This is a genomic window from Pseudomonas fontis (genome assembly GCF_028656955.1).
GTDB lineage: Bacteria > Pseudomonadota > Gammaproteobacteria > Pseudomonadales > Pseudomonadaceae > Aquipseudomonas > Aquipseudomonas fontis.
Genome location: NZ_JAMDGY010000032.1, coordinates 21,665 through 41,922 on the forward strand (window position 1 = coordinate 21,665; position 20,258 = coordinate 41,922).

Genomic DNA, 20,258 nt, shown 5'->3' on the forward strand with positions numbered 1-20,258 from the left:
CTGCTCAAGCCCGATACAGTCAGTACTTCGCCCCAGGATGCCAGGAGGCCCTGATGTCGTGCCCGCAAGTCTGTACCGGCGCTACCTTGCAATGCAGTTTTGGCGCTGCGCCGTCGGTGTTGAATGTCTTGCCGCTCAATCGGGTAATGACCAGCAATATGCCGGCGGCCACCATCATGGACCATATTCCACTGCTCAATATCCTGCCTTTTGGCGTGTGCATGAGCACCGCCAACCCGATGGTCATCGCCGCCACTGCGGCAGCACTTGGGGTGTTGACGCCGATGCCGTGCATTCCGGCGACCGCGGCGCCGTGGATTGCCGGTGGCGCGCCGACGGTATTGCTCGGCAGCATGCCGGCGCTGGATGCCAACAGTACGTTGATGTGTAGCTGGGCCGGCGTGATCAAGGTCGGTATGCCAGGTCAGGTGCAGACACTGATCCCCTAGGCTCAGGTGTTACCTGGCGAGGCCGCGTTCATCCACCACCAGCGTAGCTTCGACAGTGGCTTGCCGTCGCTGTCCAGGGGGCGACCATCGTTGGCGAACTGCTGGCCCTGGTCCAGCCGTTGGCCGTTCAGGTATTGCGCCTTGTGGGCCAGCTTGCCATTGCCGTGGAAGCGTTGATAAACGCCGTCGCGCACCCCGTTGCGGTAACTTTCCAGTTCGGCCAGTTGGCCATCGGGGTAATAGGTCGCGGCCTCGCCATGCAGCAGCCCCTGACGATAACCGGCCTTGCGCTGCAGCTGGCCCTCGGGCGAGTAGAAACTGGCCTGGCCGTCGAGTTTGTCGGCCTTGTAGGGCAGCTGCGCCGAGACCCTGCCATTGGCATGGTAGGTCTGGCTCATGCCGTTGAGCTGGCCGCTGCTGTAGTTCAGGTTCGCCAGCGGCCGACGGTTTTCCTCGATCCGCAACGGGCCCTCCAGCTGGCCGGCGTGCAGTTGCCCGCTGAGGTGCGCGTCCCCGCTGTGCAGATTGACGGCTTGGTTTTTCGCCATGCTGGCTGACCTCAGTTGATTTTTACCAAGCCGCCCTTGAGGGTCAGCATGCCACCACCGTCCACGGTTTGTTCGGCGCCGCCCTTGTTGGTCAGGCTGATGCCGGCATCATTGGTCAGGGTGGTGCCTGCTTTGTTTTCCAGCGAGGTTCCGGCTTTGTTGGTCAATGAAGTCCCGGCTTTCTGGCTGATCGCAGTGCTGGCCTGGACCGCCAGGTCGGCACCGCTCTTGATGGTGAAGCTGGCACCGCTTTGCAGGGTGATGGCGCCGCTGACCTTGATGGTCAGGTCGCCGTCCACGGTCAGGCTGTAGTTGCCCGTGACCTTGTCGGTGAAGTTGCCGCCGGTACTGTGGCTCTGGTCCCCGCCCACGCTGACCTTGCGCGTGTCCTTGACCTCGAGGGTATCGCTACCGGTCTGGATGGCGACGCTACGCTTGCCTTTCTCCAGGGTGACGCTCTCGTCGCCCTCCTTGACCGTGCGCGTACGCGCATTTTGTACGGTCAGGGTTTCATCGTGGCCGATGGTCACCTTGGCGTCGTTGAGCACATTGCTGGTGAAGTCTTTCTGCGCCTGGAGGAAGACTTCCTCGGCGTCTTTCTTGTCTTCGAAGCGCAACTCGTTGAAACCCTCACCGCCTTTTGAGGACTGCGTCTTCAGGCCTGATTGCGTCTGGTTGGCGGGGAGGGCGTAGGGCAGGGGGTTATCGCCGTTGTATACGCAACCGCTGACTAGCGGGCGGTCTGGATCGCCGTCGATAAACGTGATGATCACTTCCTGGCCGATCCTGGGCACGAACTGCATGCCGAAACCCTTGCCACTCCATGGCAGCACCACGCGGACCCAGCAGGAGCTGGTTTCATCGTTCTTGCCGTCGCGGTCCCAGGGGAACTGGATCTTGATCCGGCCGTACTCGTCGGTCCAGATTTCCTCGCCAGCCTTGCCGACCACCTTTGCGGTCTGGGTGTGCATGTGCGGCTTGGGCGTCGTCCGTGCCGGGCGATAGGGCGTCGCCTTGGGGATGGCTTCGAAGCGGTTGCGGTAGCTGTCGTGGCTGGCCTGGTGGGTGACTGACGTCAGCACCCAGTCAATGTTCAGGCTGTCATCGTCATGGCCGCTGAGGCTGAAGTAGTGCCCGGGCACCAGCCAGCGGCAGTCGCTTTCACCGACGAAGCGTCTTTCCTGGCTGCGCAGGCCGTCAATGCGCTGTTTGGTCAGCGCATCGCCACGCGCCTTGGTCAGGTAGCCACCGGGATGTTCGTACTGCGACAGCGGCCCGGCCTTGGCTTGGGCCTGGCTGTAGAGCGAGGTGGTGGGAGTGGCGAAGGCATGGTCGGTGGCCGAATAGACGCCTGCGACCGCCTGCAGCACCAGTTGCCCGGAGCGAACGCCATGCAGTTCGCGGCTGCCCGGCTGCTGGCCGAAGTACTTCACTGCCGGCCCGTTGGGGATGGCCGGGAAGGCGTCGTTGCTGTCGGCCAGTACCAGCGTGTGTTTGCCGGCTGCATGGGTGAAGAACCAGAAGATGCCTTCTTCTTCCAGCAGGCGGCAGACGAAGGCAAAGTCGGACTCGCCGTACTGCACACAATATTCGCGTGGTGTGTAGCTGGCGCTGAGTGACAGCTTGTAGTCGCTGAAACCGTGGCTACTGAAGATCTTGCTGACGATGTCCGAGGTCGTGAGGTTCTGGAACACCCGGTTGTTGCTGGCCAGGGTCAGCCACCACAGCCAGGGTCGCAGCAGGACCTGGTAGCGCTCGGCCGTGGCATCGGCGGGCAGTTGGCGGATTTCGGCTACCAGCGCATCCAGCGGGCGTTGCTGGGCATCGTTGTGCAGGGTGATGGTGAGGTGGCTGGCGATGGCCGAGCCGAGCGTCAGCGCTGTATCACTCAACCCGTTGACGAGGTGCAGGCCCAGGGCATTGAGCGCTTCGTCAGCGCTGATCGACTCGGGGTAAAGGTCCGCAAGGGCGGTGCCGGTCAGCGACAGGCTGGTCGTGGTGTCGGTCGAGCGGGGCATCAAAGGGCCTCGAGGCGGTGCAATGAGGGCGTGGCCTGTTCAGGCCCGTACGGTCCCTGCCGTCAGGTGTATTTCACCAGTTTTGATACCAACTGATTGCCTTGGCGGTGCAGGTTGAATACCGCAAGGCGAATGATGTACTCACTGCCATTGTTGTGTTTCAACACGTAGCCCTCCTTGTAGCGGATTTTTACGGTCAGGTGTAAAGCGGGTACATGAGTGACGCCGGTCATAGTGCTGACCGTGTGAATGTATTGAGTACTGCGTACATTGCTGTGGCCGCTGAAGCGCGATATCAAAGTTGGGTCTTTCATGTCGGTAAAGCTCATCAACTGGCCGGCACTCATGCCATGGCCCTGCGCGCCCGGCTGCGGCGGGCTGGCTTTGCTGTTGGCCACTACATGGGGGGTATATTTCATTATCAGTGAACACAGCTGTGCGCCCCCTACGCGCTCCAGATCGTCGATGGTCAGGCCAATGCCTCGTGAGCTTAGGGGCCAGAGGTTGTTCGCATTGACGATCGACATATCGATCACCAGACGGTCACCGGGCCTTGGCAGTTCGCCTCGTTCGCCTGTCAGCTGGTTGGCGGCCTCGCTGATCATCGAGTTGACCACGCTGTGTTTATCCTGGTTTGTGCTTTTGACCTGGACGGACTTGGAGGTCAGGTCAGTCGGTTCGCCAACCGAGACGTCGGCGTAGCCGCCATAAATTGCCCGTCCCTTCACTGTGCGGTGCTTGTACATTTCCTGAAATTCGCTGGCATAGCCGCTGGAGACGCCGTGAATCTTGTTGGTCCACTCGGTTATTTTGCCCAGGTAAAACGTATCGACCGGGTTGGTTGGTTGTGCCAGCGACAGCGCGTCATGGCTTTCAAGCAACTTTTCTATCAGGTCTTTAAGTTCGCCGAGGCGGGTCCTGGTGCTCATGGTTCGTCCCTGTCGTAGTCGATTGATCGCCTTTGCATCACACAGACCAGCAATCCCCAGTCTTATTCCAGCGCCCACTGCGCCAGTGTTCCGGTGACCTGTTTCATCAACACATTCTCGATATCCCGTGCCCCGGCGCCGCTGCATTTGCCGAGCACGGCCTTGACGATGGCGCGGTCGAACTCGAACTGCTTGCCGGTCGCCGCCTTGTAGCGCTCGCGCAGTTTTTCCAGTTTGCTCAGCACGATCGCTTCCAGGGTCGCGGCGTCCAGCGGTTGGTAGGGCACCACCGTCATACGTGCCAGAAAGGCCGGGCGGAAGGCTTGCAGCAAGACCTTGTGCAGCCGCTCATTGAAGGCGTCACCGCCCAGTTCAGCCGTCGGTGTATCAAGGATCAGTTCGGCGCCGACATTGCTGGTGGCGAGCATCACGGTGTTCTTGAAATCCACCAGCAGGCCACTGCCGTCCTCCATCACGCCCTTGTCGAAGACGTTGTAGAACGCTTCGAGCACATCCGGGTGGGCTTTTTCAATCTCGTCCAGCAGCACCACCGAATAGGGTTTGCGCCGCACCGCTTCAGTGAGCACGCCACCGGTGCCGTAGCCGACATAACCGGGCGGGGCTCCCTTGAGCTGGCTGACCGTATGGGCTTCCTGGTACTCGGAAAGGTTGATGCTGATCAGGTTGCGTTCGCCGCCGTACAGCGCGTCAGCCAGGGCATAGGCGGTTTCGGTTTTGCCGACCCCGGTGGGGCCGGGCAGGAGGAACACCCCGACCGGCTTCTGCGGGTCGGTGAGGCCGGCTCGGTAGGCTTGCAGGCGCTGGGCAATGGTCTCGAGCGCGGCCTTCTGGCCCATCACCCGCTGGCTCATGCGTTGGCCCAGGGTGCGCACGGCATGGGCTTCGTCGGCCAGCATCTTGCCCACCGGGATGCCGGTCCAGCCGGCGATCACCGCCGCGACGATCTTCGAGTCGACGTGCTCCGGTACCAACGGATCGTCCTGGCGGATAGCGTCCAGCCCGGCCTCCAGGCGCACCAGTTCGGCAGCCAGGTAGTCAATGCGGCTGTCGGTGTCGGGCTCGGGTTTTTGCGGGTCCGCGGCGGTATCGGCGCGCTCGCTCAAGGCCAGCAGCTCACGGCGGGTATCCAGCAATTCGCGCACCGCTTCACGCTCCTCGCCCCAGCGCTCTTCCAGTTGCCGAATGGCCTGCAGGTTGACCGTGGACTCACTCTCCAGTCGCGTGATGCGCTCGCGGTGGTCCAGCCCGGTAGTCTGTTCGCGGCGTAGCCGTTCGACTTCTTCGTTGAGGCTGTGCTGGCGATGGCGCAGGCTTTCCAGCGGCGGCGGCACGTCGTGCTGGCCCAGGGCGACCCGAGCACAGGCGGTATCGAGGATGCTGATAGCCTTGTCCGGCAATTGTCGCCCGGAGATATAGCGATGGGAGAGTTTCACCGCATCCTGGATGGCCGCGTCCAGCACCTGCACTCCGTGATGCTGCTCCAGCTTGGTGGCGATGCCACGGAGCATTTCCACGCAGGTGGCCTCGTTCGGTTCCTCTACCTGTACCAGCTGGAAACGTCGGGCCAAGGCGGGGTCTTTCTCGAAGTACTTCTTGTATTCCAGCCAGGTGGTCGCGGCCAGGGTGCGCAGTTCGCCACGCGCCAGGGCCGGCTTGAGCAGGTTGGCGGCGTCGCTGCCGCCTTCGGCGCCGCCAGCACCGATCAGGGTGTGGGCTTCGTCGATGAACATGATGGTGGGTGTGGGGGCGTTGCGCACGGCGTCAATCACGCCCTTGAGGCGCTGCTCGAACTCGCCCTTGACCCCGGCACCGGCCTGCAACAGGCCCAGGTCGAGCACTCGCAGGCAGACATTCTGCAGGGCAGGGGGCACATCGCCGGCAGCGATGCGCAGCGCCAGGCCCTCGACCAACGCGGTTTTGCCGACTCCCGGCGCGCCGACCAGGATCGGGTTGTTCTGCCGGCGGCGCAGGAGGATGTCGATGCATTGGCGGATCTCGCCTTCGCGACCGATGATCGGGTCGATGCGTCCAGCATGCGCGTCGGCAGTCAGGTCCTGGGTGTACTGCTCCAGGAGCGCGGCATCAGCAGGTTTCGCTGCAGCGTTGCCGCGCTTGCCCGGTGCCGCGCTGGTGGTCTGCTCGCGGGAGGCCAGGGTCCACTCCTGAAGGTTGCTGCGCAGTGCTTCGCAGGGGATCCTGAGCAACGATGCGGCGCTGTTGAGCAACAGGCTGCGGCGCTCTTCGCGGTCGAGCAGCGCCAACAGCAACAACCCCGAGCGGATGCTCTGCTGGCCGCGCACACTGGCCTGCACCACGGTGTCTTCGAGCAGGCCGACGGTCTGCGCCGACAATGATGGCGTGCGGGTATTGCCTGATTTGAACAGCTCCAGCGCCCGGTTGATCTCGGCAGCCAGGGTATCGCGCTCAAGGCCGAAGCGCGGCAGCAGGCAGGCCAGGTCACCGCCCTCGATATCCAGCAGCTCCAGCACGAAGTGTTCAATTTCCACGAAGTAGTGGCCGCGTTGCAGGCAGCGCTGCGCGGCACGCTCCAGAGCATTGCGGGTGTCGCTGTTCAACCACGCGATCAGGCTGCCAAGTTCCATGTTCAGATCCTTTGCGACTGAAGCAGTCGGGTATTGATACGCTGTTGATGATGTGGCGTGTCCTGACGATGCAGGCCGGTGTTCCAATTCAGCTGTACCGGCTTGTTGCGCTTCAGGCGCAGTGGCTGCGCACCATTGATGATCAAGGTCAGCATGCAGTCCAGGTCCGGGCCGAAGTACAGTGCGGCGAGGTCGGCCAGTTGTTGGTGGCGGTCGCTTCCGGGCAGCAGCGATGTTGCCTGTGCGCCAGTGAGTGGGCCGAGGGTCAGGCGGACCCCGGCATGCTCGTCCCAGACCCGTGTACCGGCAATGGCATCGCGGCCCAGCGTCAGGTTGCGCCCACCGGGCTTGAGCACGCTGCGACTGGCACGCGGGATCTCGCACCAGGCGCCTTCATAGGGGCTGGTTTGCACCGCCAGCCCGAAGTGGTGGCGCACGATCGAACTGAACCCGGCCAGCGAGCGCCGTCCTCCTGCGAGCAGTGCACTGCGCCCCAGCAGTACGGCATCGGGCAGGCCCTGGCGTCCCTGCAAGCCCTTGGGCAGCAAGCCGGTCAATGCGCGCAGTTGCGCCTGAACCGGGGTGTTGTCGGGGGCATCGAAGCCCAAGGCGACACGGTGTTTGCGCAAGACCCGATAGAGCAGGCTGAGCAGGCGATGCTGGAACAGGTCGAGAAATTCGGCTGGGGCATGGTCCTTGGCCAGGGCCCTTTGTTGCAGCCACTCCTGGAACGCATAGGGCAATGGCCCGTCGGGCCCGCCAAGGCCGAACACCGAGGTGCTGAGTACCGGGCGCTGCTGCTCTTCGTCGGTCAACCGGTCGATCTGGCTGGCAGGAAACACCGGCGTCAAGGGGCCGCGCAGGCGCACTGCCTCGTGTTGCGGCACGCTGCCCTGGCCCAGTGGCGTGGCCTGGGGGTTTTCGTGTTCGAGGATCAGCAACGCCTGCAACAGCTCGAAGCCGTGGGGCTGCTGGCGCAGTGTCTCGCTCAGAGGCACAGGGGCATGCCGGCTTGCGGGCTCCATGCTTTGACCTCCTTGGTGGCATCGTCGGCATCCACCAGCACCGTGCTGACGTAACGGTTGGCGGTGGCATAGAGCGAGAAAAACTGCGCCAGCACTGCCGAGAACAGCACCGTGCTATGGCCGACGAAATTGCCTGGCGCCAATTGCACCCGGACCTCAAGACCCTTGCGCCAACCGCGCCAGGCATCATTGCCGACATGCGCGACCTTGCGCTCGCACCTGAGACTTTTCAGTCCGTCGATCTGGCGTCGAGCGCTGGCCTCGTTGCGCAGGTTGTGCAGGCTGAGCATTTCACGCAGTGCATCGAGAGCCTCGGGACCCTCGACCAGCGACAGGTGATTGAGGGTCAGTTGCGACACCAGCCGCCAGCGCGATTCGCCCGTAAGGGCTGGCTGGCTTTGTGCACTGGGCGGGTTGATCAGGCAGGCGCTGGCCGGTGCGCCGGGGCGTTCGAAGTTCAGGGTCGTACCGGCGCCGAGGCTCTGTGCCAAATGACGATTGGTGCACATCAGCTCGGCAGTCAGGTTGTAGTCCCAGGTGTTGTGGCGGGGGTTGAAGTCGGGGTCTACCAGGCTGAGCATCATGTCGCTGCCGACCCGGTTTGGCGTCAGGCCGTTGATACGGCGGGCGTGCCAGTACAGGGGGTGGTCGCCCGTGCTGTGCTGGTTGCCGTAGTAAGGTGCCAGCGGGCGTACAATGCCGTCGGCCGACAGGCTGCGGATGCCCCGGATGCTGTGGATTTCCACGCTGTTCTCACGGTGGCTGTCGGCAACCAGGCGGTACTCGCTGTGCTTGCCATCCGGGCGCAAGGGCTCGGAGGTACGTCGAAACAGGTTGATCGCCGGTGCACAGCCCAGGGCGATATCGCTGGCCTGCAAGTGCAAGTGGCTGGGTAGCGCGCAGTCGAAGACGATATACAGGTGCAGGCTGTTGCCATCGACATCAATGCCGGGCGCATCAAGCGGGACATCGAAGAAATTGAATTTCTCGGGGAACGCAAAGTACTCGGCGAGCAGGCGCAAGCCAGGGTGGACGCCATCTTCCTCGGGCAGCAGGGCCTCATCGTCGGCGAAACCGACGATCTGCGGCAGGCCTTCCTGCACTTGCACGGTGCCCTCTGGCGTGGAGCTGAGGACGCCGATGGCATGGGCCGCGAGCAAATCGTAGAGTGCCGCGTTGACCACCGGTGAGGCATCCAGGTGCAGGCGCAGTTGCTGCAGGCTTAGCGTCGACCAGGTTGCCTTGCCCTCGCATTCGATGCGCAGGCGCAGCGCCGAGCCTGCCTTGGCAACGCCGGTCAGGCCCCTGGCCTCATTGGTATCGAGCAGTAGTGCCTCGCTGATTTTCAGGGGCCACAGGGTGACGTCGGCACCGGTGCGAAAGTAGATGCTCTCGCCCTTGGTGGTGGTGACGAACAGTGGGGTATCTCGCGCTAGCTCATAGCCGGCCTCAAGGTTGCCCTTGGTCGGGTCTGGCGTGAAACGGACGATGCTGCACGAAGGCAGCGGCCTGATGGCCAGGGGGTACAGCTGTTCCAGCAGGGCGTCACTGAATTCGGCGTAATCGTCATCCAGGCGTCGCTGCAGGCGCGCCGAGAGCAGCGCAAAACCTTCAAGCAAACGCTCGACGTGCGGGTCCTGGCTTTCCCCCGGTGACAGCTCCAGGCGCCGTGCCACCTTGGGGTAGCTGCTGGCGAACTGGCTACCGGCATTGCGCAGCCAGGTCAGTTCGCGCTGGTAGTAGTCCAGCAGGTGCGGGTCAATCGAGTCGCTCATGACTGACCTCCAGGCCCGCGTCGGTTTTCTCCACAACGAATGCCACTGGCCATTGCTGTTTTTCGTGACGGATGTAGCCCTCCAGCAGGATGCTCAGGCTTCTGGGCTGGCCAGGTACCTGACGGACGTCGACCCGGCTGACCTCAAGGCGTGGTTCGAAGTGTTTCACCGCCGCGCTGACTTCCCGGCCGATGCGCCTGCGGTCATCACTGTTGCTGGCTTGCAGCGCGCTCCAGTCGGCGATGCCGTAGTCGAGCAGGGTTGGCGGCGTGCTTTGCAATGGGCCGCCACGACGGCTGTTGAGCAGCCGCAGCAGTTCCTCGCGGACCGAGTCGGCCAGCGCGTAGCGGTCCAGATACGGCGACTCGTCGGCGCTGCTGGCCAGGCGATCGAACAACAGCGGGCGTTGGCCGGATGCGGGCATGATCGGCTACCGGGCTTAGCTGGCTTTCTTGTTGGCGGCCAAGTCCCAGCTGGTGCCAGCCACGCCTTCCTTGGTGCCATCGTCTTTTTGCGCGGTGAGTTCCCACTTGATCTTGGTGAAGTTCAACGAAATGGTTTCCACGGGCTTGCCACCGGTACCGCCGCTGACGCTGACGTTGGACAGCACGACGTTGTCCAGGGTGTAGGTGATGAACGCCATGATCTGCCCGCTGCCTTCGGCGGCGTTACGGCCAATGACGATCTTGGCCAGGGGGATCGGCTTGCCGGAGCAGCAGGTGAGGTTCAAGGTCGGAGTGGAGCTGTCGACGAACTTGGTCAGGGTGAACTCGCCAATATGCGGTTTACCTGAGGTCCGCTCGGAGTTGCTGACGTCGTTGGTCACCTGCATGGCGACGTTGTGGCTGAAAGACATGACCTCGATCTTGTCCTTGTAGCCTTCGAGCAGACAGTCACCTTTGATCTCGTCGCCCAGGTCCAGAATGATCGCATCCATCGCATGAAGCTCCTGCAACTAGAAATATGAATGAAGGGGGGCTCCTGTGGTTGTACCCACAGGAGCAGGGGTCAAGCGGCCACGGGTGGCGGTAGGGTGGCAACCAGGCGAATCGACGCAGTCAGCTCTTCCAACTGGAAGTGCGGGCGCAGGAACACCGTTGCCCGATAGGCGCCTGGCTTGCCGGGAATCTCGGTCACATCGACACGCGCTTCGCGCAGCGGGTACTGGGCCTTGATTTCCTGCGGGGCGTTATCGTTGATCAGTACGTAGTCGGCGATCCAGTTGTTGAGGTGGGTCTGCACGTTGTCGCGGGTCATGAAGCCGCCGACCTTGTCGCGCATGATCACCTTCAGGTAATGGGCAAAGCGCGAGGACGCCAGGACATAGGGCAACATCCCGGAAATCCGGGCGTTGGCATTGGCTTCATTGGTGTTGTAGGTGCGCGGCTTGTTGGTGGTCTGGCCGCCGAAGAACACTGCGGTGCCGGTGTTCTTCTTGTGGCACAGGGAGATGAAGCCAAGGTCGTTGAGCTCTTTCTCGCGCCGATCGGTGATCGCCACTTCGGTCGGGCACTTGAGTGAAATGTCACCCGATGCTGTCTTGAAGGTATGTTGCGGCAGGTTGGCAACCGCGCCGCCACTCTCGGCGCCACGAATGGCCGCGCCCCAGCCGTACTTGGCGTAGGCATCGGTGATGCGCTGGGCCAGTGCCCAGGCGGCGTTGCCCCACAGGTATTTACTGGCGTCCGGGCCGCTGACATCCTCGGTAAAGTCCATGCCGTCGACTGGCAAGGTGTCTTCGCCGTATGGCAGGCGCAGCAGGAAGCGTGGCAGTACCAGCGAGACATAGCGCGAGTCTTCGGTTGCGCGGAAATCGCGCCACGAGCCCATTTCCAGGCTTTCAAAGATCTTCGACAGGTCCTTGGGCACCGCCAGGTCGGTGAACTGTTTCATATCGAACAGCAGCGGGCTGGCAGCAGCAATGAACGGCGCATGGGCCGCCGCGGCAACACCGGAGAGTTGCTTGAGCAGGGCGACATCCGGTGAACGTCGGCCAAAGTAGTAGTCGCCGATCAACACGCTGAACGGGAAGCCGCCGAACGTGCCGTACTCTTCCTCGTAGATCTTCTTGAACAGGACGGTCTGGTCAAAGTCCACGGACTTGGTCAGGTCGTTGGCCAGTTCCTGTTTCGACACGTTGAGCAGGCGCAGTTTCAGGCGGGTACTGGTCTCGGTATTGCAGACCAGCATGTGCAGGCCACGCCAGGACGCTTCAAGTTCCTGGAAGCCTTTGTCATGCATGATTTCGTTGAGCTGGTCACTGATCAGTTTGTCGAGCTGGCCTATCCGCTGGTTGATCAGTGCTCGGGTGTCGGGGTCCTGGCCCTGACTGACCACCAGGGCCTTGTCGAGCACTTGGGTGGCGAACTCGGCGATCAGGTCCTGGGCGTAGACTTTCTGGCTGTCGTCGTGCGCAATCTGGCCATCCTTGATGATTTTCTCAAGCAGGGTCAGGGTCTGGGTACTGCCTTCACCGGATTGATTCTCGGTGCTGGATGAGGCGGGCATGGTTAATCCTCCGGAACAGATAGATGGATCAGCGAGGCGCTGGAAAAGTTAGACGGGCACGTTAGTTGGTAACTAGTCGTTCTTTTCTTTTGGCGTTACAGCGTCTACTTCCGAAGGCGTAAGTTTATTTTCGGTGGGCGTTCCATCAACTTTTATAGTGTCGCTGGTGCCAGTTGAACGTGCGGCCTTGAGCGCTTCGAGATCTTTTTCGGTACTGGAGAGAACTTCTTTCAGGAATTCGTCGAGTTTGTCGTTGCCATCAAGTTTGGTTTGCAGGTCACGCAGGCGTTCACGGGCATCGAAGAGCACTTTTAGCGCCTCGACTTTTTTGACCACATTGATCGGATCAAAGTCTTCGATTTTGTTGAAGCTGAGGGTGGTGGAAAGCCTTTTGTCGTCGTTGCTGATGGTGTTGATGACGTCGACGCTAATGCTCGGTGCGATGGACTCAAGCACCTTGTCGAAGTTCTCGCTATCGATCTCGACAAAGCGACGTTCGCTTAGCTTTGCCTGGTTTTCCTTAGGTTTGCCCGATAGATCGGCGAGGATGCCAACCACCAGAGGCAATTCCTTTTTTTCGATGGCATTACCGATTTCTACGTCATAGGTGATCTGCACGCGGGGCGGGCGAACCCTGTCCAGCTTGTGCTGAGTACTTTCTTCCATAGTGGCTGACTCCGTTGCAATAGTCGGGCGCAATGCAACGGTTTCCCACTGATCGCATTCCCTTGCTAGATCACAGAGCAGACACACTCTAGTTGAGGTTGCTGTTCCGTAATCACCTCAATTCGTCGTGGTGGCGAATTGACATGGATGCTATAACAGGCATGCCGAAATGCAAGATAAACTTTTTCTGGACTGTCATGCCAATAAGAAAGTTCATATATATCAGGCTGTTGACTTTAATAATGACAGCCCTGTTACCGGCCGGCTGTTCACTGTTCGGGCCCCGGGTCGACATTGATAGCCTGTCGCTCGATGTTGCGCCCCGGGCAAATGATGATTCGCCCATTGCGGTGGACTTTGTCGCCGCCAATGACAGCGAGCTGCTGGCACGGTTGTCCGAGCTGACTGCACGGCAATGGTTCGCCACGCGAGAACAGTATCAACGTGATTTTCGCCAGCACCTGTATGTCTGGGGGCTGGAGCTGGTGCCGGGGCAGTTGATCGAATCCACGGACTTTCCGCTCGAGGGCAAGCCTGCGGTTGGTTTGCTGGTCTTTGCCAATTTCCAGAGCCCGGGCGCGCATCGTCTGCGGCTTGAGGAGCAACGCACGATCCGGCTGAAATTCGACAACCGGGAAATGACCTCGCTCGAACCGAACCCGCGCTGAACCGCTAGCGTTTAGCCTTACGCCAACAGGATGTTGAGAGAACTTATGAGCGTGCGACCTGATGTGGTTTGCTGGTACGAAGGCATGCAATTGCTACCCCAGCATTTTCAGTTGCAAGGGTTGCGGGCCGAGGCGTTGGCGGCGCACCTGGCCCAGGCCGGCAACCCCTGGTACTGGGGGGTTACACAGCTTGAGCTGGACCCGGCCGAGCTGGTCGCCGGCACGCTGCGCATCCTCAGGCTGGAGGCGACGATGCCCGATGGCCTGGCACTGGGCATTCGCGACGGCGAGGGGCCGCGGGTCGAGCTGAAGATTGCCGAGGCCGTCGCCAATGCCCCGGATGCCTGCGTAACGGTTTACCTGGCACTGGACCGGCTATGGCGCGGCAACAAGCTGCTGGGGCTAAACGGGCGGATGCACTCGGTCAAGGATCAGGCGTTTCCCAACCTGGTGACCGGCCTTGACGATGAGCTGGTTGAACTGTGGAAGCCCTGCCCGCGTCTGGTCACCGAGGCGGACAAGGGCGATGCGGTGTGCTTGCCGTTGCTACGGGTGCAGAAGAAGGACGGCGGTTTTGAATGCGTGGGCGATTACGTCGCGCCTACGCCGCGCATCGTCCCGGAATCGCCGTTGGGCAAGCGGGTTGCGCGGCTATGCGCCGACGTCCGTGAGGCAGGCAAGGCGCTGGCCAATCAGTTGCGCCCCGAACAAATGGCCAGCGACCCGTTGCGCGCAACACACGCCTTTCGCCAGTCGGCAGCGCTGTGGGCACGTTTGCCAGAGGTGGAAGGCGCCCTGAAAAGCCGCATCGCCAGCCCGCAGAAGCTGCATGGGCTGTTGCTGGGGATGGCCGGCAGTTGGTCGGTGCTGAGCGCCAACCACAGCGTGCCGGCCTTTGCCCCGCTGGATTTCCTGGCGTTGTATCAGGGCTTCGACGAAGTCCTCGACTGGTTGGAGCAGTGCCTCAGTCTGCTGCGGGTGGGGTATCGCAGCCTGCCGTTCGAGAAGACCGCCAACGGTTTTGGCATTCAACTGCCAACGCTCGAAGCGGGGGCTACGCTGGTGATTGGCTTGCGCATGCGTGCCGGCTCATTGGAGCAGGACGCCAGTCTCTGGCTGGCGCAGACCACCATCGGTGCGCTCGAGCATGTCGACGAGATGATCCGCCAGCGCGCACGCGGCCTGGTGCCAGTGCCCATGGCCCGTGAGGCCCAGGGGGTGTTTGCTGCGGGTGAGCAGACCTATCTGTTTGAAATCGACACCGCCTCGCCGTCGTTCGTTGCGACCAAGCCGTTGCGCATCGTCGCGCCAGCGTCCAGTGAGCTAACCGGGCCGTGGCAAATCGTTCTGCTGGTTCCCGACAATCAATGAGTCGCTCGCGTACAAAGGAATCGTATGACTGAAGGGATTGCCGTTTCGCGCTTTTACGGCCTGCGCGAAGCACCGTTGAGCGCTGCCTTTGGCCAAGCCTGGCAGGCGTGGCTGACGGCCTGGAGCGAGATCGACAAAAGCGGCGAGAGCACGCCGTTGCTCGATGCGGTGGTCGAGTTTTCCGTTCGCACCACGCGCAGGCTGTGGCGAGATGCCTTCGCCACGGTTGGCGACTCCGCGCCGTTGCAGATCAAGGCCACGGTCTACGCCTTTGTCGCGTTGGTGGACGAAACCCTGCTGTACAGCGACTGGTCCGGGCAAGCGGCTTGGCAGGAGCGCCCGCTTGAACTGCGCTTGTATTCCAGTCGCCAAGCCGGTGAGCGGGTGCCAGTGGAGATCAAGCGCCTGCTTGATGAGCAGGCACCAACCAGCCGCGACCTGGCGAATGTCTACCTGCAATGCCTGATCCTCGGTTTCTACGGCCGCCTGCGGGGGCCGCGTGGCGAGGCTCTGCACTGCAAGTGGCGGCATGCGCTGTTCACCTTCACCCGTCAGCGCGAGCCGGACTACGCCAACGTCAGTGCGCTGCTGGCCGAGCCGTCCAGCGCCCCAGCGCAGCAATTGCCACTGCGCGAATCAATGCCCGACGGGATGCGCCTGGGGCTTCTGGCGCTGGCTGCGGTGCTGGTGCTGATTGGCATCGGTCATCTGTTCTGGCGCGATATCGGCGAGGAACTGTCACCCGTACTGCACCTGGCCACGCCGTATCAGGTGCTGGAGTCGACCTCATGAGCCTGTCATGGCTGGCCTGGGTGATCGGCATTGTGCTGGTGCTGTTGGTAGTGCTGCTGTGCCTGTGGTGGCTGCGCAATCGCAACGGCGTGGCCATCCGCAGTTTCTACTACGCCGTGCGGCAGATGGAGCACGACCAGGGCGTACGCAACCGTTATCAGGCGCCGTGGGTACTGATGGTCGGTGACGAGGTGCAAGGGGCACGGCTGTGCGCCAGCTGGAACCTGCGCGGTATCGACAAGCCGGCCTGGTTCGGCCGCTGGTGGTCTGACCCCAATGGCGCGGTGTTGGTGGTGCCGCAGTCGCTGTTCATGCCTGGCGAGGGCATGCAGGCGCAGAGCAGCGGTTGGTGGAACCTGCTCGGGCTGTTCCTGCGCATACGCGCGCGGCGCCCGTTGGATGCAGTGATCTGGACCATCGCTGCAGCCGACCTGCTTGATACCGAGAAGGCTGCAACCCTTGGCCTGGAAGCGCGCCGGCGTTTCATCGACCTGCTGCAGCGCCTGGGTATCCGCCTGCCGGTGTATGTGGTGGTGACCGGGATGGACCAGCTGCCGGGCTTCCAGGAGCTGATCAGTGTGCTGCCGCAGGAGGATCGCCAGCAGGTCCTGGGCTGGTCTGCACCCTTTGCCCCGGACGTGGCATGGCAGTCACAGTGGAGCGACAGGGCGCTGGACGAGATCATCCAGGCGTTGTCCGAAGCGATCATCCAGGTTGGCACGCTGAATGGTCAGCTGCCTGCCGAACTGGGCTTTTTGCCTCAGCGTCTAGACGGCCTGCGGCGCAACCTGCAATTGCTTCTGTGGCCGGTGTTCCAGGGCAATACCCACGGTGAAGCGCCAGCGTTCCGTGGCCTGTATTTCACCGCAAGCCATGCTGGCCAGGCCGATGCCGAGGCCCTTTCGGCACTCGACTCGCCGCTGGCGCAGGAGGCTTTTGCCCAGCAGCTCTGGCAGCAGCGGATCAACGCCGAGCGCGGCCTGGCGCAACCGATTCCGCGCCTGTTGCAGTTGCGACAACGCTGGCAGCGCATGACTGCGTTGGGCCTGCTGGTGGTGGGTGTGTGCTGGATGGTGGCGATGATCTGGGTCTGGCAGCGTTCGGTGCGTGATGCCGGCGAATTGTCGCGGTTGTTGCAGAACGCCCAGAGCGAATACGTAGTGATCAGCGACGACAATCACCGCCAGGAGCTGACCCGGCACAACGTCAAGGCATTCTGGACGGTGCTGGAACATGCACCGCGCTGGCATTTCGCCTCGCTGGTATACCCCAGTTCATGGTTCTCGTCGCTGGACGATCGCCTGGACAAAGTCCTGCAACACACCTCCATGAGCCACATGCACCAGCCGATCCATGACTTGCTGCAAGCGCAGCTCAGGGCGTTGCTGGCGATCAACGACACCGCGCGCCGTGGTGCTCCGGAAGGCAGCGACCCGGCGCAGTGGCCAAGCTACCTGAAGGCCCGGGAGCTGGTGCAAAAGGTCACCCACCTGGAGCAGATCAGCCAGCTTTATGCCCAGGCACTGAGCAACCAGAAAACCCCGCTGGATGAACTGATCCCGCTGAGCAACCTGGCGCTGGACCTGAACCTCAACGCCGGCACCCTGCCGCGCGCGGCGTATTACAACCGGCTGCTGGTCGAGAAGGGCCCTTCGCCGCTCAAACCGCTGGATCTCTCGATGTACCGCAGCGCAATTTCAGCAAATTTCAATGCCCTGATGGCGAACTGGCTGGGGCATTATTTTCGCACCGAGAATTTTGTCAGCTCGGCCGGCTACCTGAAACTCTACCTGGACCGTATCGAAAACGGTCAGCCACAGACCCTCAAGGAACTTGAACACCTGGATTCGCTGGTCGAAGACTTGCAGGCCTCTATCGACCTGACCAACGCGACCTGGGGCCGTGGCAAGGGCCAGGACCTGGTCGCGGGCTATACCGAGCTGATGGAAAAGGTCCGCCAGAGCAAGGTGCTCGGCCCGGCGCAGGCGCTGGAAGTCGAACGCTTGGCCGAGCAGATGCAATACCGCTTCAAGGACCAGTGGATCGCCCAGAGCGCATCGAGCAAGAACCTGATGATCCAGAGCGGTAGCGGGCAGTTGGCCTTTCAGGAGCGCATCACCCAGTTGCAAAGCGCCATCAACCTGTTGCTCAAGCGCGACTTTGTCGCCCGCTCACTGCGCGAAGAGGGCGCCAACGCACCGGAGCAGTTGAGCAACGTTGACAGTGACGGCCTGCGGCTGGCGCTGAACTACTACGACAGCTACAAACTGTATGCCCATGAGTCGTTGCCCGGGATTCCACCGGTGTACCGCAACGCACTGCTGAAAACCGCCGAAAACACCGCAGCAGACGCCATGTGGCTGAGCCTGAACCGTCACTCGGCCCAGGACGAACTGGAGCGCCCGCCGATGTTCGAGGTCAGGGCCGACCAGGCGTTGTCCTTGCACAAGGCGTTTATCCAGCTGCAGCGTCCGGACCTTGCCAGCAGCTTGCAGAGCTACCTGAACCAGAGCGCGCTCACCGACATCACGCAGGGGTTGGACAGCGTATTCGAGCAACCATTGTTCAGCGACCGGGCCAATATCGGCCAATGGGACGGCAGCAAGGATCTGGGCCTGCGGTTGTTTCGTGCAGTGGACGTCCAGGACCTGAAGGGCAGCCTTGAGCAGCAGTTCACGGTCATCGCGAAAATCACCGAGCTGCACACCCCGGCGATGGAATGGCTGATGACCCAGCAATCGAGCCTGACCCTGGCCGATGCCGCAGTGGTGACCCGCTTTCACTCCCTGAGTGAGGAAATGAGCAAGTACAAGGCGCAGAACCCGTCGAGTTCGCCAGCGCTGATTGCGCAACTGATCGTGCGCGATTTCAACGAAATGGACGACGCCAGTTGCCAGAAAATCCTCCTCTCGGCTACGGCGCCACACGCTACCGGGCAACTGGCCCAGCGTTGGGTCAGCTTGCAGCAGACGGCATTGCAGCGTTGCCAGGTTTTGCAGCGGCAAGCCGTTTCCAGTGCCTGGAACACGCTCGCGGGCTACTTCAACCAGTATCTGGCCGGACGCTTTCCGTTCAGCAACGACCTGCGCGCTGCCGATGCCGACCCGGCGCGGGTGCAGTACTTGCTGAGCCTGATCGACAGCCACCTACCCCTGGCACAAGACGGCCTGCGCCAGTTGACCTCTGCTGAGCGGGGCCCCGCACAGGCCTTTCTCGAGCGTCTGGCCCAGGCCCGTCCGTGGCTGGGGGCGATGTTGATGCGTGACCCGGCCGGGTTGTCGGGGGTCGACCTGGAAGTCCGCTGGCGCACCGACCGCGACAGCGAGCGCGGTGCCGACCAGGTGATCAGTTGGACCCTGGGCGCTGGCAACCGCGAAATCGCCCACCCCGGCGAAGACCAGGTGCTGCACTGGAATGTCGGGCAGCCGGTCAACCTGCGCCTGCGCTGGGCCAAGGACGGTACCCAGCGGCCAGTGAACGACCCGTTGCAGCAGCAGTTGCACGTCAGCGGAGTGGAAGCCGAATGGTACTACCGGGGGCCCTGGGCCTTGCTGCGGCTGATGAATGCCCACGGTTCGAGGGTGCGCCAGCCGAACCTGAACTACACCGAGTTCCCCTTGAGCCTGGAGGTGCCTGTGCATGCACAGCCCACTGAAGTGAACCAGACATTGATGTTCCTGCGCCTGTCGCTGATGAGCCAGGGTGGCAAGGCCCCGCTGGCCATTCACCCACTGCCGGAGCAGGCGCCGCTGTCACCGTTCGGCTACGAACCACGTTCGCTGGCAGACAGCGGAGAGCAGCCATGACCGCGTCATCATCAGGTTTTTCCCCGCGGGTCAGCCCTTTGCTCGAGCCCATCGACGCCGACCCGCCCTGCGGCGTGAGCATGCGCTACGACGCTGCCTTCGACCGGCTGCGCGAGCTGCGCAGGGAAGACGATACCAGCCTGCCCACGGGTATCTGGTCCTCCGACCCCAAGCGCGCGGACTGGGGCGAACTCCAGCGTCTGGCCACGCAGATTCTGCGTGAGCGCAGCAAAGAGCTGATGGTCGCCGTGTGGCTGGGCGAGGCCTGGCTGCACAAGGACGGCCTGGCAAGCATCGTTGACGCCCTGGCGCTGGTGGGCGGGCTGTGCGAGCGCTACCCCGACGACGTGCATCCGCTGCCCGAAGACGGCGATCTGGAGTGGCGAGCGGCGCCGCTTGAGTCGATGGTGCGGTGCTATGAGCCGCTATTGCTGGCACGCCTGGCGTTGTTCCCGGTGTCGGCGCACGAGCAGGAGCCTTTCACCCTGCATGACTGGCAACAGATGAAGTTGCGCCAGGTGCTGATCAATGAGAGCAAGCCGGCCAAGGTCGCCGCGCAAGAGGCGCAGAGCCTGCAACAAAAGGTCAATGAACGGGTTCGCAACACGCCTCTGGCCTGGTGGCTGCAAGGGGCCGCGGCAGTCCGACTGGGGCTTGCCCAACTGGTGTTGCTCGAAGGCTGGTGCGATCGCTACCTGCTCGATTGCGCGCCGAATTTTGCGCCGCTGCGCAAGGTCATGCAGACCTTGGAGGGGTTGCTCAAGGACTTCATTGCCCTGCACCCGCCACAGGACTTTCCCGAGCCAACCCAACCGCTGGAAACGGAGGCAGAGATGGAGGTGCCCGCATCGCAACCCAGGCAACCCTTTGCCGAACCACGCAACCGCGAGGAAGCGTATCGGCAGTTGCTGGTGATTGCCGACTACCTGGCCCGCAGCGAACCGCACAGCCCGGTGCCGTACCTGATCCGGCGTGGTGTGGAGTGGGGCAACAAGCCGTTGCGCGAACTGCTCGCCGAGCTGATTGCCTCGGATGCCGAGGCGCGGCGCTTGTGGACCTTGATGGGGGTGCTTTGAGCC

16 protein-coding genes are annotated in these 20,258 nt (G+C 62.3%); 6 read left to right on the top strand and 10 right to left on the bottom strand.

The window, feature by feature from the left end:
- Positions 1-53 precede the first annotated feature (53 nt).
- The gene (locus M5G11_RS13685; protein ID WP_273910970.1) at positions 54-449 is read left to right on the top strand and encodes a DUF4280 domain-containing protein; all 396 of its coding nucleotides are present in this window, start codon (positions 54-56) and stop codon (positions 447-449) included.
- A gap of 2 nt (positions 450-451) precedes the next feature.
- On the opposite strand, the gene M5G11_RS13690 is transcribed toward M5G11_RS13685, so the two are convergent.
- From M5G11_RS13690 to tssB, 10 genes are all read right to left on the bottom strand, one after another.
- Positions 452-997, bottom strand: coding sequence for a toxin-antitoxin system YwqK family antitoxin (locus tag M5G11_RS13690; RefSeq protein WP_273910971.1), 546 nt, complete (start codon positions 995-997; stop codon positions 452-454).
- An 11-nt stretch (positions 998-1,008) separates the two neighbouring features.
- Positions 1,009-3,015: a type VI secretion system Vgr family protein gene (locus M5G11_RS13695; RefSeq protein WP_273910972.1), complete on the bottom strand. Its 2,007-nt coding sequence runs from the start codon at positions 3,013-3,015 to the stop codon at positions 1,009-1,011.
- Positions 3,016-3,077: 62 nt separating this feature from the next.
- Positions 3,078-3,944 carry a hypothetical protein gene (locus tag M5G11_RS13700; protein WP_273910973.1) on the bottom strand — a complete coding sequence of 289 codons (867 nt, stop codon included), beginning with the start codon at positions 3,942-3,944 and terminating at the stop codon, positions 3,078-3,080.
- 62 nt (positions 3,945-4,006) lie between these two features.
- Positions 4,007-6,568 (bottom strand): type VI secretion system ATPase TssH, encoded by a 2,562-nt coding sequence (tssH, locus tag M5G11_RS13705; RefSeq protein ID WP_273910974.1) that lies wholly within the window; start codon positions 6,566-6,568, stop codon positions 4,007-4,009.
- Between the two features lie 2 nt (positions 6,569-6,570).
- Positions 6,571-7,593 (bottom strand): type VI secretion system baseplate subunit TssG, encoded by a 1,023-nt coding sequence (gene tssG, locus M5G11_RS13710; RefSeq protein WP_273910975.1) that lies wholly within the window; start codon positions 7,591-7,593, stop codon positions 6,571-6,573.
- Positions 7,557-9,368, bottom strand: a complete 1,812-nt coding sequence (tssF, locus tag M5G11_RS13715; protein WP_273910976.1) for a type VI secretion system baseplate subunit TssF — start codon at positions 9,366-9,368, stop codon at positions 7,557-7,559. The genes tssG and tssF overlap by 37 nt, the downstream gene beginning before the upstream one ends.
- On the bottom strand, positions 9,352-9,792 hold the full coding sequence (gene tssE, locus M5G11_RS13720; protein WP_273910977.1) for a type VI secretion system baseplate subunit TssE: 441 nt from the start codon (positions 9,790-9,792) through the stop codon (positions 9,352-9,354). The genes tssF and tssE overlap by 17 nt, the downstream gene beginning before the upstream one ends.
- Before the next feature lie 15 nt (positions 9,793-9,807).
- On the bottom strand, positions 9,808-10,305 hold the full coding sequence (locus M5G11_RS13725) for an Hcp family type VI secretion system effector (protein ID WP_273910978.1): 498 nt from the start codon (positions 10,303-10,305) through the stop codon (positions 9,808-9,810).
- Between the two features lie 71 nt (positions 10,306-10,376).
- On the bottom strand, positions 10,377-11,876 hold the full coding sequence (tssC, locus tag M5G11_RS13730) for a type VI secretion system contractile sheath large subunit (RefSeq protein ID WP_273910979.1): 1,500 nt from the start codon (positions 11,874-11,876) through the stop codon (positions 10,377-10,379).
- A 72-nt stretch (positions 11,877-11,948) separates the two neighbouring features.
- On the bottom strand, positions 11,949-12,542 hold the full coding sequence (gene tssB, locus M5G11_RS13735; protein ID WP_273910980.1) for a type VI secretion system contractile sheath small subunit: 594 nt from the start codon (positions 12,540-12,542) through the stop codon (positions 11,949-11,951).
- A gap of 242 nt (positions 12,543-12,784) precedes the next feature.
- Between tssB and M5G11_RS13740 the strand changes: the two genes are divergently transcribed.
- The 5 genes from M5G11_RS13740 to tssA are packed head-to-tail and all read left to right on the top strand — an operon-like array spanning position 12,785 to position 20,255.
- Positions 12,785-13,210 (top strand): type VI secretion protein, encoded by a 426-nt coding sequence (locus M5G11_RS13740; protein ID WP_420793813.1) that lies wholly within the window; start codon positions 12,785-12,787, stop codon positions 13,208-13,210.
- A gap of 45 nt (positions 13,211-13,255) precedes the next feature.
- Positions 13,256-14,581, top strand: a complete 1,326-nt coding sequence (tssK, locus tag M5G11_RS13745; RefSeq protein WP_273910981.1) for a type VI secretion system baseplate subunit TssK — start codon at positions 13,256-13,258, stop codon at positions 14,579-14,581.
- Positions 14,582-14,605: 24 nt separating this feature from the next.
- Positions 14,606-15,373, top strand: coding sequence for a DotU/TssL family secretion system protein (locus M5G11_RS13750; RefSeq protein ID WP_273910982.1), 768 nt, complete (start codon positions 14,606-14,608; stop codon positions 15,371-15,373).
- A complete protein-coding gene (locus tag M5G11_RS13755) occupies positions 15,370-19,179 on the top strand; it encodes a type VI secretion system protein (RefSeq protein WP_273910983.1) in 3,810 nt (1,269 codons plus the stop codon). The genes M5G11_RS13750 and M5G11_RS13755 overlap by 4 nt, the downstream gene beginning before the upstream one ends.
- A complete protein-coding gene (tssA, locus tag M5G11_RS13760; protein ID WP_273910984.1) occupies positions 19,176-20,255 on the top strand; it encodes a type VI secretion system protein TssA in 1,080 nt (359 codons plus the stop codon). Before M5G11_RS13755 ends, tssA begins: the two co-directional genes overlap by 4 nt.
- The last annotated feature ends 3 nt before the right edge of the window (positions 20,256-20,258 follow it).